Source organism: Cobetia amphilecti, assembly GCF_020217465.1.
GTDB classification, from domain to species: Bacteria; Pseudomonadota; Gammaproteobacteria; order Pseudomonadales; family Halomonadaceae; genus Cobetia; species Cobetia amphilecti.
Genome location: NZ_CP084115.1, coordinates 337,930 through 352,882, shown reverse-complemented (window position 1 = coordinate 352,882; position 14,953 = coordinate 337,930). Strand labels below are relative to the sequence as shown.

14 protein-coding genes and 3 tRNA genes are annotated in these 14,953 nt (G+C 64.3%); 12 read left to right on the top strand and 5 right to left on the bottom strand.

The window, feature by feature from the left end; translation table 11 throughout:
- Positions 1-10 precede the first annotated feature (10 nt).
- The 4 genes from LCW13_RS01600 to LCW13_RS01585 form a co-directional block, all read right to left on the bottom strand.
- A tRNA-Asp gene (locus LCW13_RS01600) sits at positions 11-87 on the bottom strand.
- 41 nt (positions 88-128) lie between these two features.
- Positions 129-205, bottom strand: a tRNA-Asp gene (locus LCW13_RS01595).
- Between the two features lie 78 nt (positions 206-283).
- Positions 284-359, bottom strand: a tRNA-Val gene (locus LCW13_RS01590).
- 216 nt (positions 360-575) lie between these two features.
- Positions 576-1,442: an alpha/beta family hydrolase gene (locus LCW13_RS01585; protein ID WP_052384482.1), complete on the bottom strand. Its 867-nt coding sequence runs from the start codon at positions 1,440-1,442 to the stop codon at positions 576-578.
- 321 nt (positions 1,443-1,763) lie between these two features.
- Between LCW13_RS01585 and LCW13_RS01580 the strand changes: the two genes are divergently transcribed.
- The 4 genes from LCW13_RS01580 to fnr all read left to right on the top strand — a co-directional run bounded on the left by LCW13_RS01580 (position 1,764) and on the right by fnr (position 5,210).
- A complete protein-coding gene (locus LCW13_RS01580; RefSeq protein ID WP_043333188.1) occupies positions 1,764-3,254 on the top strand; it encodes a cbb3-type cytochrome c oxidase subunit I in 1,491 nt (496 codons plus the stop codon).
- Positions 3,251-3,868: a cbb3-type cytochrome c oxidase subunit II gene (locus LCW13_RS01575; protein ID WP_052384483.1), complete on the top strand. Its 618-nt coding sequence runs from the start codon at positions 3,251-3,253 to the stop codon at positions 3,866-3,868. Before LCW13_RS01580 ends, LCW13_RS01575 begins: the two co-directional genes overlap by 4 nt.
- A gap of 25 nt (positions 3,869-3,893) precedes the next feature.
- Positions 3,894-4,172, top strand: a complete 279-nt coding sequence (locus LCW13_RS01570) for a hypothetical protein (RefSeq protein ID WP_043333189.1) — start codon at positions 3,894-3,896, stop codon at positions 4,170-4,172.
- A gap of 288 nt (positions 4,173-4,460) precedes the next feature.
- On the top strand, positions 4,461-5,210 hold the full coding sequence (fnr, locus tag LCW13_RS01565; protein WP_043333190.1) for a fumarate/nitrate reduction transcriptional regulator Fnr: 750 nt from the start codon (positions 4,461-4,463) through the stop codon (positions 5,208-5,210).
- Between the two features lie 225 nt (positions 5,211-5,435).
- On the opposite strand, the gene LCW13_RS01560 is transcribed toward fnr, so the two are convergent.
- The gene (locus LCW13_RS01560) at positions 5,436-7,934 is read right to left on the bottom strand and encodes a fatty acid cis/trans isomerase (protein WP_052384484.1); all 2,499 of its coding nucleotides are present in this window, start codon (positions 7,932-7,934) and stop codon (positions 5,436-5,438) included.
- A 269-nt stretch (positions 7,935-8,203) separates the two neighbouring features.
- Between LCW13_RS01560 and bufA2 the strand changes: the two genes are divergently transcribed.
- The 8 genes from bufA2 (at position 8,204) to LCW13_RS01520 (ending at position 14,861) form a co-directional block, all read left to right on the top strand.
- The gene (bufA2, locus tag LCW13_RS01555; protein ID WP_197738697.1) at positions 8,204-8,470 is read left to right on the top strand and encodes a BufA2 family periplasmic bufferin-type metallophore; all 267 of its coding nucleotides are present in this window, start codon (positions 8,204-8,206) and stop codon (positions 8,468-8,470) included.
- A gap of 213 nt (positions 8,471-8,683) precedes the next feature.
- A complete protein-coding gene (gene bufB / locus LCW13_RS01550; RefSeq protein WP_052384485.1) occupies positions 8,684-9,673 on the top strand; it encodes an MNIO family bufferin maturase in 990 nt (329 codons plus the stop codon).
- Positions 9,670-10,506 carry an HvfC/BufC N-terminal domain-containing protein gene (locus tag LCW13_RS01545; protein ID WP_043333191.1) on the top strand — a complete coding sequence of 279 codons (837 nt, stop codon included), beginning with the start codon at positions 9,670-9,672 and terminating at the stop codon, positions 10,504-10,506. Before bufB ends, LCW13_RS01545 begins: the two co-directional genes overlap by 4 nt.
- A 120-nt stretch (positions 10,507-10,626) precedes the next feature.
- Positions 10,627-11,565 (top strand): pseudouridine synthase, encoded by a 939-nt coding sequence (locus LCW13_RS01540; protein ID WP_225347492.1) that lies wholly within the window; start codon positions 10,627-10,629, stop codon positions 11,563-11,565.
- A gap of 215 nt (positions 11,566-11,780) precedes the next feature.
- Positions 11,781-12,665, top strand: coding sequence for a tRNA cyclic N6-threonylcarbamoyladenosine(37) synthase TcdA (tcdA, locus tag LCW13_RS01535; protein ID WP_043333192.1), 885 nt, complete (start codon positions 11,781-11,783; stop codon positions 12,663-12,665).
- A gap of 73 nt (positions 12,666-12,738) precedes the next feature.
- On the top strand, positions 12,739-12,996 hold the full coding sequence (locus LCW13_RS01530; RefSeq protein WP_225347491.1) for a DUF1653 domain-containing protein: 258 nt from the start codon (positions 12,739-12,741) through the stop codon (positions 12,994-12,996).
- Between the two features lie 221 nt (positions 12,997-13,217).
- Positions 13,218-13,736: a 5-(carboxyamino)imidazole ribonucleotide mutase gene (purE, locus tag LCW13_RS01525; protein WP_043333193.1), complete on the top strand. Its 519-nt coding sequence runs from the start codon at positions 13,218-13,220 to the stop codon at positions 13,734-13,736.
- 3 nt (positions 13,737-13,739) lie between these two features.
- On the top strand, positions 13,740-14,861 hold the full coding sequence (locus tag LCW13_RS01520; protein WP_043333194.1) for a 5-(carboxyamino)imidazole ribonucleotide synthase: 1,122 nt from the start codon (positions 13,740-13,742) through the stop codon (positions 14,859-14,861).
- The last annotated feature ends 92 nt before the right edge of the window (positions 14,862-14,953 follow it).

The following is a 14,953-nucleotide window of genomic DNA, read 5'->3' as shown; positions in this document are numbered from 1 at the left end:
GCGATTCTGATGGCGGACCGGACGGGACTCGAACCCGCGACCTCCGGCGTGACAGGCCGGCATTCTAACCAACTGAACTACCGGTCCACTTCAGAACAACTCAACATCGGGCGCATGACAAACGAGAATGGCGGACCGGACGGGACTCGAACCCGCGACCTCCGGCGTGACAGGCCGGCATTCTAACCAACTGAACTACCGGTCCACGACAATCGCTTGCTTCTGCTCACGAACCAGGCCATTTAATCAAGTAACGCTTTGAAAAGCAATGACTTTTTTCAAATGGTGGGTGGTACTGGGTTCGAACCAGTGACCCCCAGCTTGTAAGGCTGGTGCTCTACCAACTGAGCTAACCACCCCTGTCTCGTTGGCGCTGCATTCTACGGAATCCGGCCCATGAGTCAATACTTTTTTTGCGCACAATTTCAGCAATCGCCCGCGACAGAGTATTGATAAGACAGGACTTTCCCGCTGCATCTCGCCTGCAGGCCAGTAAACATCAGCGTTGCGTCATCATTCTGACATGCCGCTGTCGCCATCGAAGGCCAGGGTAATGCCCCTCGCATGGTGGCGATTCACTGCCGTTTTCCGCCCAGCGCCGGGTGATTGGCCAAGGCCTGCGCCGCACGCGAAATCAGTCCTTCACGCGTCTCGCCACTCGCTTTTCGTGGCTTGAAATCATGTTCGCCATCATTCAGCCAAAGCAATGTAAGGCTTTCCGGCAACGGATATTCCGTCACTTCCTCGCGAGTTCCGAAGGGATCGCGGCTGCCCTGACAGATCAAGCCGGCCATCGGGATATCCGGCAGATGGTCGATACGCAACTTGTCGGGCTTGCCCGTGGGATGAAACGGATAGCCCAGCGCGTACCACCCGACCGGCAACGGCGCATGCGCCGCCCGGGTCAACTCCACCAGCAGATGGGAGGCCACACGACTGCCCATCGACTTGCCGCCGACCAGCCAGGGCAGCGATCGCAAGGAGTCGACGGCCGCCACACACACCATCAGCGCCTGACACCAGCGCGCCATCTCCTCGATCAGCCCGGGCAGCCGGGGCGGCGGTCGGCGGCGGCTTTCGCAGCGCATCCTGACGAGATAGCCGAAATCGAATGCCAGCCACGCCATGTCCTGCATCAGGCAGGCAGCGCCGAACTGTTGATGGAAGTCGGTCTCACGCCCGGCGCCGGCACCATGCGCATGCAATAGCAGGGCACGCCCCGGTCGTCCATGGATTTCAAGCGGCCCCAGTTCCGCCAACCAGCCTCGCCACGGCCCTCGCGCGGCCAGCGCGTCGTGGGACATGGTCTGGCGAGCAGCAAGCTCCGAGGCGACATCGGCCAGGCTGGCGACACGAAAGCCTTCCTCGGCGTAAGGGCTGGGGACCTCAGCCGTATTGGACGCATTGGCATCTTCGTCCGATGATGAAGTGACGGCGGGCAAGCGAAATTCTCCTGTTGATCTCGTACGGCTCGCGCCAGACAACGCTGGAACCGATGAGGGGTAAACGCTGCATTCCAGCGCGAGGGATGGCCTGTCAGTCGGTCATGGTCGCGCGTGATATCGGTCAGCGCCAGCCCTGCCGCCCTGACAGGGGCGTCGATGACATGACCGCTTCCGCAGCGCCGCTTCCAGCACCGTCACCACCAGCACTGCGCTTTCGCCCACTGCCGACGAGGTCGTGATATGCGTACAGCTCTTGAGGCTTCGGCCTGTCATCCCCGCGTGAACCATCATCATCACGCAAGCCATGATTTTTCTCGCATGGCCGTCATCTGGGGCCTGCTCAGCCTCTGTCTGGCGGTGTGGCTCAACCTCATCTGGCTATGGCCATCACTGGGGCCGGAAGTGGCCTGGCTGAGCTACGGCCGCCTCGCTCCCTTGCAGCACCACCTGCTGCTCTACGGTCTGGGCGGCTCGGCAGTGATCGCCGGCGGCTACTCCATCGCCATGCACAGTGTCCTGCAACGCGAATCACGCACGGACGCCGAGACGGCGATAGCGGATATCGCACTGCCCCCCTTCACGCTCAAGTTGATGCATTTCACCTTCCTCGGCTGGCAGGCCGTGGTCGCGCTCGGCGCACTGGCGATTGTCGCAGGCTACTCCTCGGGCCAATACATGGCCGAAGCGCCCTGGCTCGTCGATCTCCTGATGACCCTCGTCTGGCTGGCCGTGGCGTGGGTCTTCTTCACAGTGCTGGAACAGCGCACGCTGCGCCGCCTGCCGGTGGCCTGCTGGTACTTCATCGCCGGCCTGATGCTGGTGTTGATACAGCATGTGTTGATCTCGCTCAGCGTGCCGATCGGCCTGCTGGAATCGATACCGCTCTTCACGGGCAGCCTCGAGGCACTGATTCAGCGCTGGCAGGCAGGGCCACTCCCCGGCGGCATGTTCGCATTCGGCGTCATTGCCCTGCTCCATCACATGGTGACGAGCCGCTCACGGCTGCCGCTCTACTCGCATCGGCTGGCCGCCACCAGCTTCTGGATGCTGGTGCTGCTGGCGACATGGGGAGGTGCTCCGCTGCTGTTCGCGAGCGCCCTGCCGGCCTGGAGCCAGACGCTGGGCATGGCGATGGGCCTCCTGCTGCTGGCGCCGGGGCTGGCACTCAGCCTCAATGGCCTGATGACACTCAAGGAGGATTGGCACTCATTGCGCCGGGATCCGCTGATCTGCCTGCTGGCGGCAGCTCTGGTCAGTTATGCCCTGGCGGTTCTTGAATACAGCCTGCTGTCACTGCCGACCCTCAATGCCCTGACCTTCAGTGCCGCCAACAGTCTGTCGCCGGCAGCAAGCCTGGGAGTGGTCGCGACAGTCGCCATCGTGATGGCCTATCACCTGCTGCCCCCGATGCGCTCCCTCGCGCTGCTCAAGACTCACGCCCTGCTGGTCATCATCGGCACCCTGCTGTGCGTTGCCGCCAGCTGGGCGACCACGCTGCTTCAAGGCAGCATGTGGCATGTGCTGGCAAATGACGGCAGGCCGCTATACACCTTGAGCGAGGTGCTGGAAGCGGCCCGCATGCCGATGATGATCTCGCTGGGCGGGCTCGCCTGCTGGGCGCTCGGCTTGCTGCTGATGCTCCTCAATGTGACGCGCACCCTGGCTGATCAAAAGAGCGAACGCCAAGCCGCTCATGAGCGTCAGCGCCTGAGCTCCGGCTCGCACAAGGCATCATCAGAACCTGCCATGCACTCTGCGTCCCCCTCTACCACGCCCCCTGCCACATCCTCGGGAGGGCACTACGCATGAGACATGTCCTGCTCGAACGTCACGCCGGCCTGATGACGGCACTATGCCTGCTCACCATGAGCCTCGGCGCCCTCGCCCAGCTGGTGCCGCTCGGGGCTCACCCCAGCCTCGCCAGCGCACCCGAAGACCTCAAACCGCTGAGCGCCCTGGCGCTGGAGGGCCAGCGCATCTACCAACGCGAGGGCTGTCAGCAGTGCCACACACGCATGGTGCGCGATCTACCGGGCGACACGGCGCGCCACGGTGATGCGACGACCGCCCGAGAGCGCTATTACGACCGCCCTTCGCTGTGGGGCGTCGAGCGCTGGGGGACGGATTTGAGCAAGCTGCCTGCGCAGCATGACGATGCCTGGCAGCGCCTGCATCTGCATGACCCGCGCAGTCAGGTGCCGGGCTCAGCGATGCCCGCCTACCCGTGGCTGTTCGAGCGGGCATTGAGCGGTGAAGGCATCGCGGCACGCATGCGAGCCCTGCAAGGCCTGGGCGTGCCCTACGCGGAAGACGAGATTCTCGCCGCCCCCAATGACGTGCGTGGCACTGCCGAAATCACGGCGCTGCTCGCCTACCTGCAGCAGGCCGCCCCCGCGAGCGACATCGCCAGCCGTGGCCCATGACAGGACACCGCTCAGGAGACACGACATGAATCTGCTGGAGACAACTGGACTCCCCCTGTTCTGGAATCTCTGGGTGCTGGCCCTCACGCTGGGCAGCCTGGTGCTGTTCGCCATGCTGGCGCTGGGCAGCCTTTCGCGCGCTGCAAGCGCTGACAGCGACGAGCGCGAAGGCGATGGCCCCATGCAGGAACATCGCATCAACGGCGTACGTCAGCCTGGCACACCAGCACCACGTGCCTGGGGCATACTGGCACTGGCGACGCTGGCCGCCGCACTGATCCTGCTGCTCGGCGCAGCTGGCTGAGGCAGGTCGTCGCGGTATGGTCATGCGGGGCCAACCCGGCCTAAAGTTCACACACCTTGCAACGCCCATGGGTTGGGCAGGATAATGAATTAATAAAATCTAATATTATGGCGCCACGAAATTGCACTGCATTAGCCGATAAGCGCTCAGACTCTGGCCGCTCGATTCAATTCGGCTAGGCAGGGTAGCGGCGGGCGACAAGGCCCCGCCCCACCGTTGTTGCGCCCGAAAGACCCCTCCCGCTGCCCTGCCCCAGGGGTAGCGGTGACATTCCTCAGGAGAGTCACCATGACGGCCAATGCACAGGCATCACACCGCTTGCGCGCCCATGAAGCCCGCTGCCAGACCTGTTCGCTGAGTTCACTGTGCCTGCCACTGGCACTGAACATGGAAGATATCGACCAGTTTGACGCCATCATCCGCCGTCGCGCGCCACTCAGAAAAGGGGAAGTACTCTTCACCCAGGGCGATGCCTTCGATTGCGTCTTCACGGTGCGCTCCGGAAGTCTCAAGCAGATCACCAATGAAAACAGCGGCATGGAGCAGCTGACCGGCTTCTACCTGCCCAGCGAGCTGGCCGGGCTGGATGCCATCGACAGCAATTGCTATCCCGGCACTGCGGTGGCGCTGGAGACCACCACCGTCTGCGAGATTCCCTTCGACCGCCTCAATGCGCTCTCGGAGCAGATGCCGGAACTGAGAACCCAGCTGTTCAAGAGCCTGAGCAAGGAGTTGCACGAAGATCGCCGCATGATGATGCTGCTGTCGCGCAAGACAGCCGATGAGCGACTGGCGAGCTTCCTGGTCAACCTGTCACAGCGCTTCCGTCGTCGTGGCTATTCGCCGTACAGCTTCCGCCTGTCGATGGCACGCGCCGATATCGGCAACTATCTGGGGCTTGCCGTCGAAACCATCAGCCGTATCCTGACCCGCTTCCAGACCCAGGGGCTGGTCGACATTCGTGCCCGCGAGGTGCATATCCTGCATCTGGATGGCCTGATCGAACTGGCCGAAGGCGAGTGTCAGGGCGGTCGCTGATGACGCCTGCTGACAGCACATCACGCAGCGCGACACTGCGCTGATCAGCCGCCAGGGCGCCATTTTGGCACTACACAAGAAGAAGCCCGCCACGCAATGTGCGTGGCGGGCTTCTTCCTTCTGTCAGGCCAGTCGTCATGACAGTCCTGATAACCCTGACAGTTCTGGCAGCCCAGACAGTCCTGACAGCAGGCCTTGCCTCAGCCGCTCAAGCCTTGCTGGCAATCAGCGGTTCTCGAGGCGGTTATAGTCCAGCAGGCCCGCTTCGACAGGGCGATCAGCATAGTTGGTGCGCAGCACGCTGTCGGAAAACTCCCAGAAGCGCGGATCAGTCCGGCGCACCCCGATATCGGCCTGCAGGGCGCGATAGTCCTCTTCGGTCTCGAGTGCCGCCACCCGCTCTGCCAGCCCCGTCAGGGTGTCAGCCGTCAGACGCCAGAAGGCATTCGGGTAATCGCCCGCCACGCCACGCAAGACATCGAGAGTGTCTTGCTCAGGACGGCGATTTACCTCCTCATCGAACAGGCTGGTGATGTTGGCGTGGGCGGAATTGCGCAGCACGCTGTAAAGGCGCGGCGAGTCATCAGTGCCATCCTCCAGCGCAACGATCGTCACCTCCGGCATCAGGCTGGCCGAGACTCCCTGCACCGCAGCGAGGGCCTGCAGCTCATGTCGCACGTGCTCGTCCTCGACATTGCTCAGGCTGCGCTCATGGCCGAGTTCCGGCGCGAGGCGCTCCTGCATGCGCCGCATCAGACCAAGGCGAGCCTGGTTCGGGGATGACAGCTCCTGCGGTGTCCAGACGATGCCACTGGGTGCATCGAACTGCGGCGGCTTCTTGAACAGCAGCTCGACAAGCCCGGGGCTGACGTCGCGATACCAGCTGTCATGCACCGCCTGGCGCTCGCCCGCCGGCAACAGCACCAGCAGGTTGTTCTCGCCTTCCATGCGCAGGAAGTCCATGTACAGACGGGTGACCAGCTGATGGCCGAGATTGCCATAGACATCGAAGCCGGCGACCAGCAGATAGTGGATGCGCTCCAGCATCGGGTAATCGATGATCCAGCCCGTCTTGGGCACGCCACCGACCAACCCCTTCATCACCGCCGCATTGTCGAAGTGGCGATAGATGGTCAGGGCCGCGTTGGGATTGCGCCCCTGGCCGGGGCCGTCGGTCCAGCCGCTGCCGTCCCACAGCACTCGCTCATCCAGGCGCAGATCGCCATCGAGATAGGCCTGGGACATCAGGCGCTGCTTGGCCTTGAGGTAGGCGGTCTGCTTGCGCTCGAACTTGACCCAGGAGCTGATCGGCAACGCATTGCTGCTCTGCTCGGCGGGCAGGCTGAGATTCTTCCCTTCCTCGGCCAGGGTGCGTTCCACTTCCGGGTGGCTGAACATCTTCGGATCGGTGAAGCCGACCCAGAAGTGATCATTGATCACATCCACCGCGACCTGACCGCGACAGACCGGCCCCTTGATGAAGCCCATGATGGTGTTCTGCGACTCATCCAGCATGAAGCGATAGCGTGACTCGGCCGGGATGGCCTCGAAGGTCAGGAAAGGATTCGAGGCCGTCTTGAGGTCGTAATCCGGCAGGTCATCCACCGGGTAATCCGGTGTCAGGAACAGCGCCTGCCAGCGCTTGAAGCGAGCATCATCGAGCGCATAGGGCAGATGATTCTTGGCCAGGATCGTCGCGCGCTCCTGCCACAGACGGTAATAGACCCGCGGGCGTCCGGCGTCATCGTGGGGCAGGCTCGCGCGCTCATCGGCGGTGTAGGAGGCATAGGGTGCATCGTAGGGGCGGCGCGTGGAGATGCGCTTGATCGGCTCGCCCGGCGGGGTGCTGGAACGCACCAGCTTGAAGAAGATCGGCCGTCCATCCGCGCCCTTGATGTCCGGGAAATACACATGGCTCAGGAAGAGATGCTCGTAGATATAGCGATTCATCAGGCGCTGCTTGAGGCTGTCGCCGTTGAAGAAGCGCTCGGCCTGCTCGATGTGCGGCATCAGCGCCTGGGGCAGTGGTGCCGGACCGGTCATCGCGCCACCCTTGGCCAGCCAGTTCACCAGCGTGCGGTGCTCTTCATCGCTGACCTGTGGCAGGGCGTAGGGCATGCCCCAGTCAGGATGGTCTTCGGCGAACTTGTCGTAGCCCTCGACGGGGGCACACACCTGACTGCGATTGAGCGACAGGTCGAAGCGGTCTTCCGGCAGCAGGCCATCTTCCGTCACCGGCAGCGGCGCCTTGCGCTTCTGGCTGAGCGCACGGAACAGCACACTGCCCTCCAGATTGGCGGCCGGAGAGTCGAAGCGCTCATTGAGCACCGGCGAGAAGTCCATGCTGCGCCACTGTTCGGTGGTGTCCGCGTCCTCGAACATGCGCGTCAGATTGGCCGCCAGCAAGCGCGTGCCATCGTAGACCGGCGCCGGATTCATGCCGCGATCGATCCCGGCGGCCGATGACATCTTGAGCTGACAGGGAGCGTCGTAGCAGCCATGACAGACCACGCAGCGCGTCTCGATCACCGGCTTGACCTCATCCTCCCACTGGCGCCCGGCAAGACTGTCGTGTGACACCACCCGCTCACGCGGTGACGCGGGGCCGAAACGCTCATCGAGCTGATGAATCGCGACGGCACTGCAGCCCCCCAACAGTAGAACGAGCACGATGCTCCAGCGCCAGCGCGGTATGCGCCACAGGCGTCGAAGTAGGTCCGGCATGGGGAACTCCAGCAAGAGGAAGGGATATCGGCAATCGGGCAGATGATGGCGAAAGCGTACCATAAGCAGGCTCACTAATTCGGCAAGACTGCCTTTCCAAGCATAGTGAACAATGATGTCAGATTTTTTTGGCGTTTCCGCATCCAACTGTATTTTGACGGCGTATGACTTCATGACCCGCCTGAACGAGCTGTCTGACGCAAGCGGGTGCCACGATGTTCCTGATCCATAATTCAAAAAATACGGGCCCTGCCCGATAGGAAGCCATCATGACCATGAAGAAGACCGTTACTGCTGCCACCTTCGCCGCCGCTGCCGCCGCGCTGTTCTCCACTGCCGCCCTGACCTCGCTGCCGGTGCACGCCGGTGACAATGCCGTGAAGTGCTCCGGCATCAACTCCTGCAAGGGCACCTCCGAATGCGCGACCGCCAACAGCGCCTGCAAGGGCCACAACGCCTGCAAGGGCCAGGGCTGGTCGTACACTGCCAGCGCTGAATCCTGTGTCGGCGAAGGTGGTACTGTCGTCGAGGGCTGATCCTCAGGCACGCAGAGGCGTCTGCCCTGGCAGGCGCCTCTGGCGAATTACCGACGGGAGGACGGCACACCGTCCTCCCGTTCCTGATTCTGGTTCTGGCTCTGGCTCGGTTTCTGTCCGGGAAGCCTGGCGGGTGTCTTTCAGCTCTCCTGACTCGCCCTCTGCCTCGCCCTTTTCCGCACCCTCTGCCTTCGCTCAGAAGAGGACTCACGCATGACGACAGCTGTCACCGCTCGCCTGCCCACGCCCGCCAGCGCCGGCATCGGCCAAGGGCTGGGCCTGCGCCCCGAGTACTATCACGAGATTCTGACGACGCTGCCGGACATCGACTGGTTCGAGGCCATCAGCGAGAACTACATGGGCCACGGCGCCAGAGAATACGGTGGCCTGAGTACTGGTGGCCTGAGTACTGGTGGCCTGAGTACCGGTGGTCTGAGTGCCGGCGGCAAGCCACTTCATCATCTCGAGCGAGTCCGCGAGCACTACCCCATCGCCTTGCATGGCGTCTCACTGTCCATCGGTGGCAGCCACCCCATCGACAGCCGTTACCTGCGCGAGCTGCGCGCCCTGTGCGAGCGCATCGAACCGCTGTGGGTCTCCGACCACCTGTGCTGGACGCGTACCGGCGCGCATCAGTTCCACGACCTGCTGCCGCTGCCTTATACCGATGCCACCATCGACCATCTGGCCGAACGCATCGATCAGGTCCAGAACGCGCTCGGCCGTCAATTATTGCTGGAAAATGTCTCCAGCTATCTGACCTGGCGCCCTGACGAGATGAGCGAATGGGAGTTTCTGGCCGAGGTCAGCCGCCGCGCCGACTGCCTGATCCTGCTCGACCTGAACAACGTCATCGTCTCGAGCCACAACCATGGCTTCGACCCGCTGACCTATCTGGACGCCATGCCGGCAGAGCGCGTCTGGCAGCACCATCTGGCCGGGCATATCCGGCAGGAGGTCTCCGGCGGCGAGCTATGCATCGACACCCATGACCAGCCCGTCCCGGACACCGTGTGGACGCTGTATGACGCCGCGCGGGAGCGCTTCGGCGATGTCGCCACCATGATCGAGCGTGACGACAACTTCCCGCCCTGGTCGGAGTTGATGCAGGAGTACGCCGAGCTGCGCCGCCGCAGTGGTCGTCCGCTGGCGGATGCTGCGCGCGAGAACCAGACGCCAGACCACGGAGGGCTGCGCGCATGACGCAAGCGAGCCCTGCAGGCGGTGCTGATCGCAGCGCCTTGATGCAACTGCAGGAGACCACGGGCGCCTACCTCGCGACACCGAGCCCTGACACCCGCAGCGCGGCGGCCGAGGCCGTCATCAGTGATCAGCTTGCCAGCGCCGAGGAGCGCCTCGACATCTACGCGATGGCCTATCGGCTGCGGCTCTTCGAGGTCTTCGGCGGGGATTTCGAGGCCGTGCACACCCTGATCGGCGATGACGCCTTCGGGCTGCTGTGTCGTGACTACCTCGCGGCCCACCCGCCGAGTCATTATTCGATTCGCTGGGCAGGCCAGCATTTCCCGGCCTTCGTCGCGGCGCGCGAACCCGAGCGCTCCCTGGTCACCGAGATGGCCGCCTTCGAGTGGGCTTTGGGGCTGGCGCTGGATGTGGTGGACAGCACCCCGCTGAGTGTCGAGCCCCTGCAGACGCTGGCCCCCGAGGAGTGGCCCGAGCTGGCCCTGGCAGCGCACCCGTCCCTCAAGCGCTTCTTGTTCCACTTCGATACGCCGGCCATCTGGAAGGCCATCGACAACGATGAGCCACCACGCGCGCCGGTCGAGTCGGACGCGCCCACGCCCTGGATCGTCTGGCGCCAGCCCACCGCTGGCGCGCCCGAGGTGCACTATCGCTCTCTCGAACCGCTGGAAGACCTGGCTCTCGGCGCCATCCTCGCGGCCGGTGCCGAGGGCCTGAGCTTCGGCCGGCTAGGGAAGCTGCTGACGCCGCAGGTGGGGGCAGAGCAAGCCCCGGGTATCGCGGTCAACCTGCTGGTGCAGTGGCTCGCCGCCGGCCTGCTGATCAGGCCCTGACATCAGGCATCCGCGCGCCCAACACCACGCCGGACATGACAGCCAGCGGCGAAAGCCGGACAATACACGCCGACCCTCATTGCGATGGTCGGCTTTCGTCTTCCTGCTGCCGTGATGCCCATGCCCTCTTCTTCTGATGCTCCGCACTCCGAGGCGCCGACGGCGCCTCAGACACCTGCGCCGATGGCGGACGCCACGCCCACGTCTCTCGAGGCCAAGTCTGCTGAGGTGACTGAGCCGGCTGAGCCTGTTGAGCTGACTGAACCCGCCGAGCCACTCGACATCCTGTTCCAGGATGAGGTGCTGGTGGTGGTCCACAAGCCATCGGGCCTGCTGGTGCACCGCAGCCCCATAGACAAGCACGAGACCGAGTTTCTGCTTCAGCGTCTGCGCGACCAGATCGGCCAGCATGTCTTCCCCGTGCATCGCCTCGATCGTCCGACATCAGGGCTGATGGTGTTCGGCCTCTCGCCCCAGGCGGCGCGCAAGCTGAGCACCGCCTTCGAGGAGCAGCAGGTCAGCAAGCGCTATCTGGCGATAGTGCGCGGTGTCGCGCCCGAGCAGCAACGCCTCGATTACGGCCTGCGCAAGGAAGATGGCAAGCTGCCCAAGGCCGAGATGCCGGAGCAGGAAGCCATCACCGACACGCGCCGCCTGGCACAGGTCGAGCTGCCCATCGCCATCGATCGCTACCCGCAGTCGCGCTTCTCGCTGGTCGAGGCCCATCCGCTGACCGGTCGCCGCCACCAGATTCGCCGTCACCTGTCACGCCGTGGCTACCCGATCATCGGCGACGCCAAGCATGGCAAGGGCAACTACAATCGCTACTTCGCCACGACACTGGAATGCCCCCGCCTGCTGCTGGCGGCTGTCGGGCTTGAGCTTCCTCATCCCGAAGGTGGCTGGCTGAGCCTGTCGTGTCCGCCAGAAGGTGCCTACGCGGCACTGATGGAGCGCTTCGGCTGGCTGGGCCATCTGCCCGAACGCTACGCTGAACATCTGGCAGAGCGCCCGACCAGACACTGGCTCGATGCATCCGCCGACGACCCGGCTGACTGAGCGCGTCCCTGCCGACTGCCACCCGTTCCCCCGAGATTCGCGAGCTGCGCATGACCACCTCTTCCGACACCCCGGACTCGACCGACATGAGCCCAGAACAGCAGAGCTCTGAAAATAAAAGCTCTGAAAGCAAAAGCTCTGAAGAACAGAGCCCTGACCGCAAGCCCTCAGGCGAGCCGTCAACCCACGACAGCACGCCCTCCGCCAGCGAACGGATGCTGGAGAGCTTCTTTGCGGCCGGCGCTGCCAGCCAGGCCCCTGCAGAAGACGACTACGACTTCCGCTTCGGTGGCATCCGCCGCCTTTACGGTGCCAGCGCCTTCGCCCACTTCCGCCACGCGCATGTCGCGGTGATCGGGGTCGGCGGTGTCGGCAGCTGGAGCGCCGAGGCACTGGCTCGCTCCGGCATCGGTGAGATGACGCTGATCGATCTCGATGATGTCTGCGTCTCCAACGTCAATCGTCAGCTGCATGCGCTGGATGGCCAGATCGGTCGTCCCAAGGTCGAGGTGCTGGCCGAGCGCTGCCAGCTGATCGCGCCGCAGATGAAGATCCACGCCATCTCGGCCTTCGTCACGCCGGACAACCTCGCCGAGCTGATCCACGACGACCTCGATCACGTCATCGACGCCATCGACAGCGTGCCCGCCAAGACAGCGCTGATCGCCTGGTGCAAGCGGCGCAAGCTGGGCCTGACCGTGACGGGCGGCGCCGGTGGCCAGCTCGACCCGACGCGCATCCAGATCGGTGATCTCGCCCGCACCGAGCAGGACCCGCTGCTGGCGCGCGTTCGCTCACTGCTGCGTCGCGACTACAATTTCAGTCGCAACCTGAAGCGCCGGTTCGATGTCGAGTGCGTCTATTCCGACGAGCAGCTGACCTACCCCGGCGCCGACGGCGAGGTGTGTGCCACCAAGCCCGGCGACAGCGCCACGCGCCTGGATTGCGCTGGCGGCTTCGGCGCGGCTACCTTCGTCACCGGCAGCTTCGGCTTCACCGCCGCTGCCCGCGTGCTGGCGCGCATCGCACGCCGCGGTGCCAAGGCCACGCCTGTCGCTGATGAAACGTCTGTGGCTGATACGCCGAACGCTGCCGACTGATACGCCTGCTTCTCGCTGTTGGCTTCACCGCTTCTTGCTTCTCGCTTTTGGCTTCACCCTCAAGGAAATCGCCATGACTGACCTGCCTGCCATGCCGCCGCTGCCGGAAAATCGTCCCGTGCCGGGCCTCTACCGCCACTACAAGGGCGCGCAGTACGAAGTGATCGGCACCAGTCGCCACAGCGAGACCGAAGAGCTGCTGGTGGTCTATCGTGCTCTTTATGGTGAATGCGGGCTGTGGGTGCGTCCGCTGAGCATGTTCATGGAGAACGTCGAGATCCAGGGCGAGCCGGTGCCACGCTTCGCGCTGATCTCGGCTTGGTCCTGCTGATCCGCGGCCTTGCCGCGCCCACATCCTGACCGACCAGACAGGTACATGCCGCCTGTCGGTCGCGGTGCTATACTGCGCCGCTTGTTTTTCCAGACATACGCATTGAGCCGCTTGCGGGCATGATCTGCCCGCGCGGCTCGGCCACGCCCACACAGCGCACTGCCCGGCACGTCTGGCAGGCACTGTGAGCTGGTTCATACCACGTCAAGAGCGGAGGAAGCATGAGCGCACTGGTTGGTGTCATCATGGGATCAAAATCGGATTGGGCGACCATGTGCCATACGGTCGAAACCCTGGAAGCGCTGGGGATCGAACACGAGGTCAAGGTCGTCTCTGCCCATCGCACGCCCGACCTGCTGTTCGACTATGCCGATACCGCTGCCGAGCGTGGCCTCGAGGTCATCATCGCCGGTGCCGGTGGCGCGGCGCATCTGCCGGGCATGTGTGCCGCCAAGACCTGGCTGCCGGTGCTGGGCGTGCCGGTGCAGTCCAGCATGCTGTCAGGTGTCGATTCCCTGCTCTCCATCGTGCAGATGCCCGCCGGCATCCCCACCGGCACGCTGGCCATCGGCCGCGCCGGCGCCGTGAATGCCGCGCTGCTGGCCGCCAGCCAGCTGGCCAACAAGTACCCGGCCATCCGCACCGCGCTGATCAACTTCCGTGCCGAGCAGACCGACCGTGTGCTCGACAACCCGGACCCGCGCCCCGACGCACCCAGCCTGTCCCACGGAGGCGAGTAAGCCATGAGCCAGCCGTTCCGCTTCGGTATCGTCGGCGGCGGTCAGCTGGGCCGCATGTTGGCTCAGGCCGGCGCCGCCCTGAATGCCCGCTTCACCTTCCTTGATCCTTCGGATTCGCCCTGCGGTCGCGTCCACGGTCATCATCTCTGTGCCGATTGGCAGGATGATGCGGCCCTGACGCAGCTGGTGGCGGCCTCTGATGCCATCACCTTCGAGTTCGAGAACGTGCCGGCGGACGCCGTCGCGCGTCTGGCGGCCGAGCGCCCGACCTTCCCACCGGCTGGCGCACTGGATACCGCGCGTGACCGCTGGAGCGAGAAGTCGCTGTTCATGCGTCTTGGCATCGAGGTGCCGCCGCTGGCGCTGGTCGACAGCCAGGCTGACCTTGAAGCGGGCGTCGCGACCATCGGTCTGCCCGCCGTGCTCAAGACACGCACGCTGGGCTATGACGGCAAGGGCCAGAAAGTGCTGCGCGAGATGGCCGACGTCGCCGACACCTTCGCCGAACTCGGCAGCGTGCCGCTGATCCTGGAAGGCTTCATCGCCTTCGATCACGAAGTCTCGGTGATCGCGGTACGCGGTCGCGATGGCGAGACACGCGCCTGGCCGCTGTCACGCAATGAACATCGCAGCGGCATCCTGCACTGCTCAACGCCGCTCGACTCCCACGGCCTGCAGGCCGAAGCCGAGGCGGCTGCCTTCAAGGTGATGCACGAGCTCGACTATGTCGGCGTGATGGCCTTCGAGTTCTTCGTCGTCAGAAACGACGATGGCAGCGAGCGCCTGCTGGCCAACGAGATCGCACCGCGTGTGCACAACTCGGGTCACTGGAGCATCGAAGGCGCCGTCACCAGCCAGTTCGAGAATCACCTGCGTGCCGTCGCCGGCATGCCGCTGGGCGAGACCACACTGCTCACACCCTGCGCGATGCTCAACATCATCGGCCGCATGCCGGAACGTGACGCCGTGCTCGCCATCCCCGGCGCGCGTCTGCACGACTACGGCAAGGCGCCGCGTGCGGGGCGCAAGATCGGCCACATCACGGTTCTGGCCGCCGACAAGGCGAGCCTCGACGCCCGCATCGCGGCTGTCGAAGCGCTGCTGGTCAATGAACTGGGCAAGTAAGCCGGTTCTGCGCCACTGAAGACAAAACGCCCCCGCTGCCATCGGCAGCGGGGGCGTTTTCGTTTCTGCACGACTCAGCGAGCCGCCACGGA

Bases quoted from the DNA above. Each gene is read 5' to 3' on its own strand.
- LCW13_RS01570 (WP_043333189.1), top strand. From the start codon at position 3,894: ATGAATCTGCTGGAGACAACTGGACTCCCCCTGTTCTGGAATCTCTGG.
- LCW13_RS01575 (WP_052384483.1), top strand. From the start codon at position 3,251: ATGAGACATGTCCTGCTCGAACGTCACGCCGGCCTGATGACGGCACTA.
- LCW13_RS01530 (WP_225347491.1), top strand. From the start codon at position 12,739: ATGACTGACCTGCCTGCCATGCCGCCGCTGCCGGAAAATCGTCCCGTG.
- tcdA (WP_043333192.1), top strand. From the start codon at position 11,781: ATGCTGGAGAGCTTCTTTGCGGCCGGCGCTGCCAGCCAGGCCCCTGCA.
- fnr (WP_043333190.1), top strand. From the start codon at position 4,461: ATGACGGCCAATGCACAGGCATCACACCGCTTGCGCGCCCATGAAGCC.
- purE (WP_043333193.1), top strand. From the start codon at position 13,218: ATGAGCGCACTGGTTGGTGTCATCATGGGATCAAAATCGGATTGGGCG.
- LCW13_RS01545 (WP_043333191.1), top strand. From the start codon at position 9,670: ATGACGCAAGCGAGCCCTGCAGGCGGTGCTGATCGCAGCGCCTTGATG.
- LCW13_RS01580 (WP_043333188.1), top strand. From the start codon at position 1,764: ATGGCCGTCATCTGGGGCCTGCTCAGCCTCTGTCTGGCGGTGTGGCTC.
- LCW13_RS01540 (WP_225347492.1), top strand. From the start codon at position 10,627: ATGCCCTCTTCTTCTGATGCTCCGCACTCCGAGGCGCCGACGGCGCCT.
- bufB (WP_052384485.1), top strand. From the start codon at position 8,684: ATGACGACAGCTGTCACCGCTCGCCTGCCCACGCCCGCCAGCGCCGGC.
- LCW13_RS01520 (WP_043333194.1), top strand. From the start codon at position 13,740: ATGAGCCAGCCGTTCCGCTTCGGTATCGTCGGCGGCGGTCAGCTGGGC.
- bufA2 (WP_197738697.1), top strand. From the start codon at position 8,204: ATGACCATGAAGAAGACCGTTACTGCTGCCACCTTCGCCGCCGCTGCC.
- LCW13_RS01560 (WP_052384484.1), bottom strand. From the start codon at position 7,934: ATGCCGGACCTACTTCGACGCCTGTGGCGCATACCGCGCTGGCGCTGG.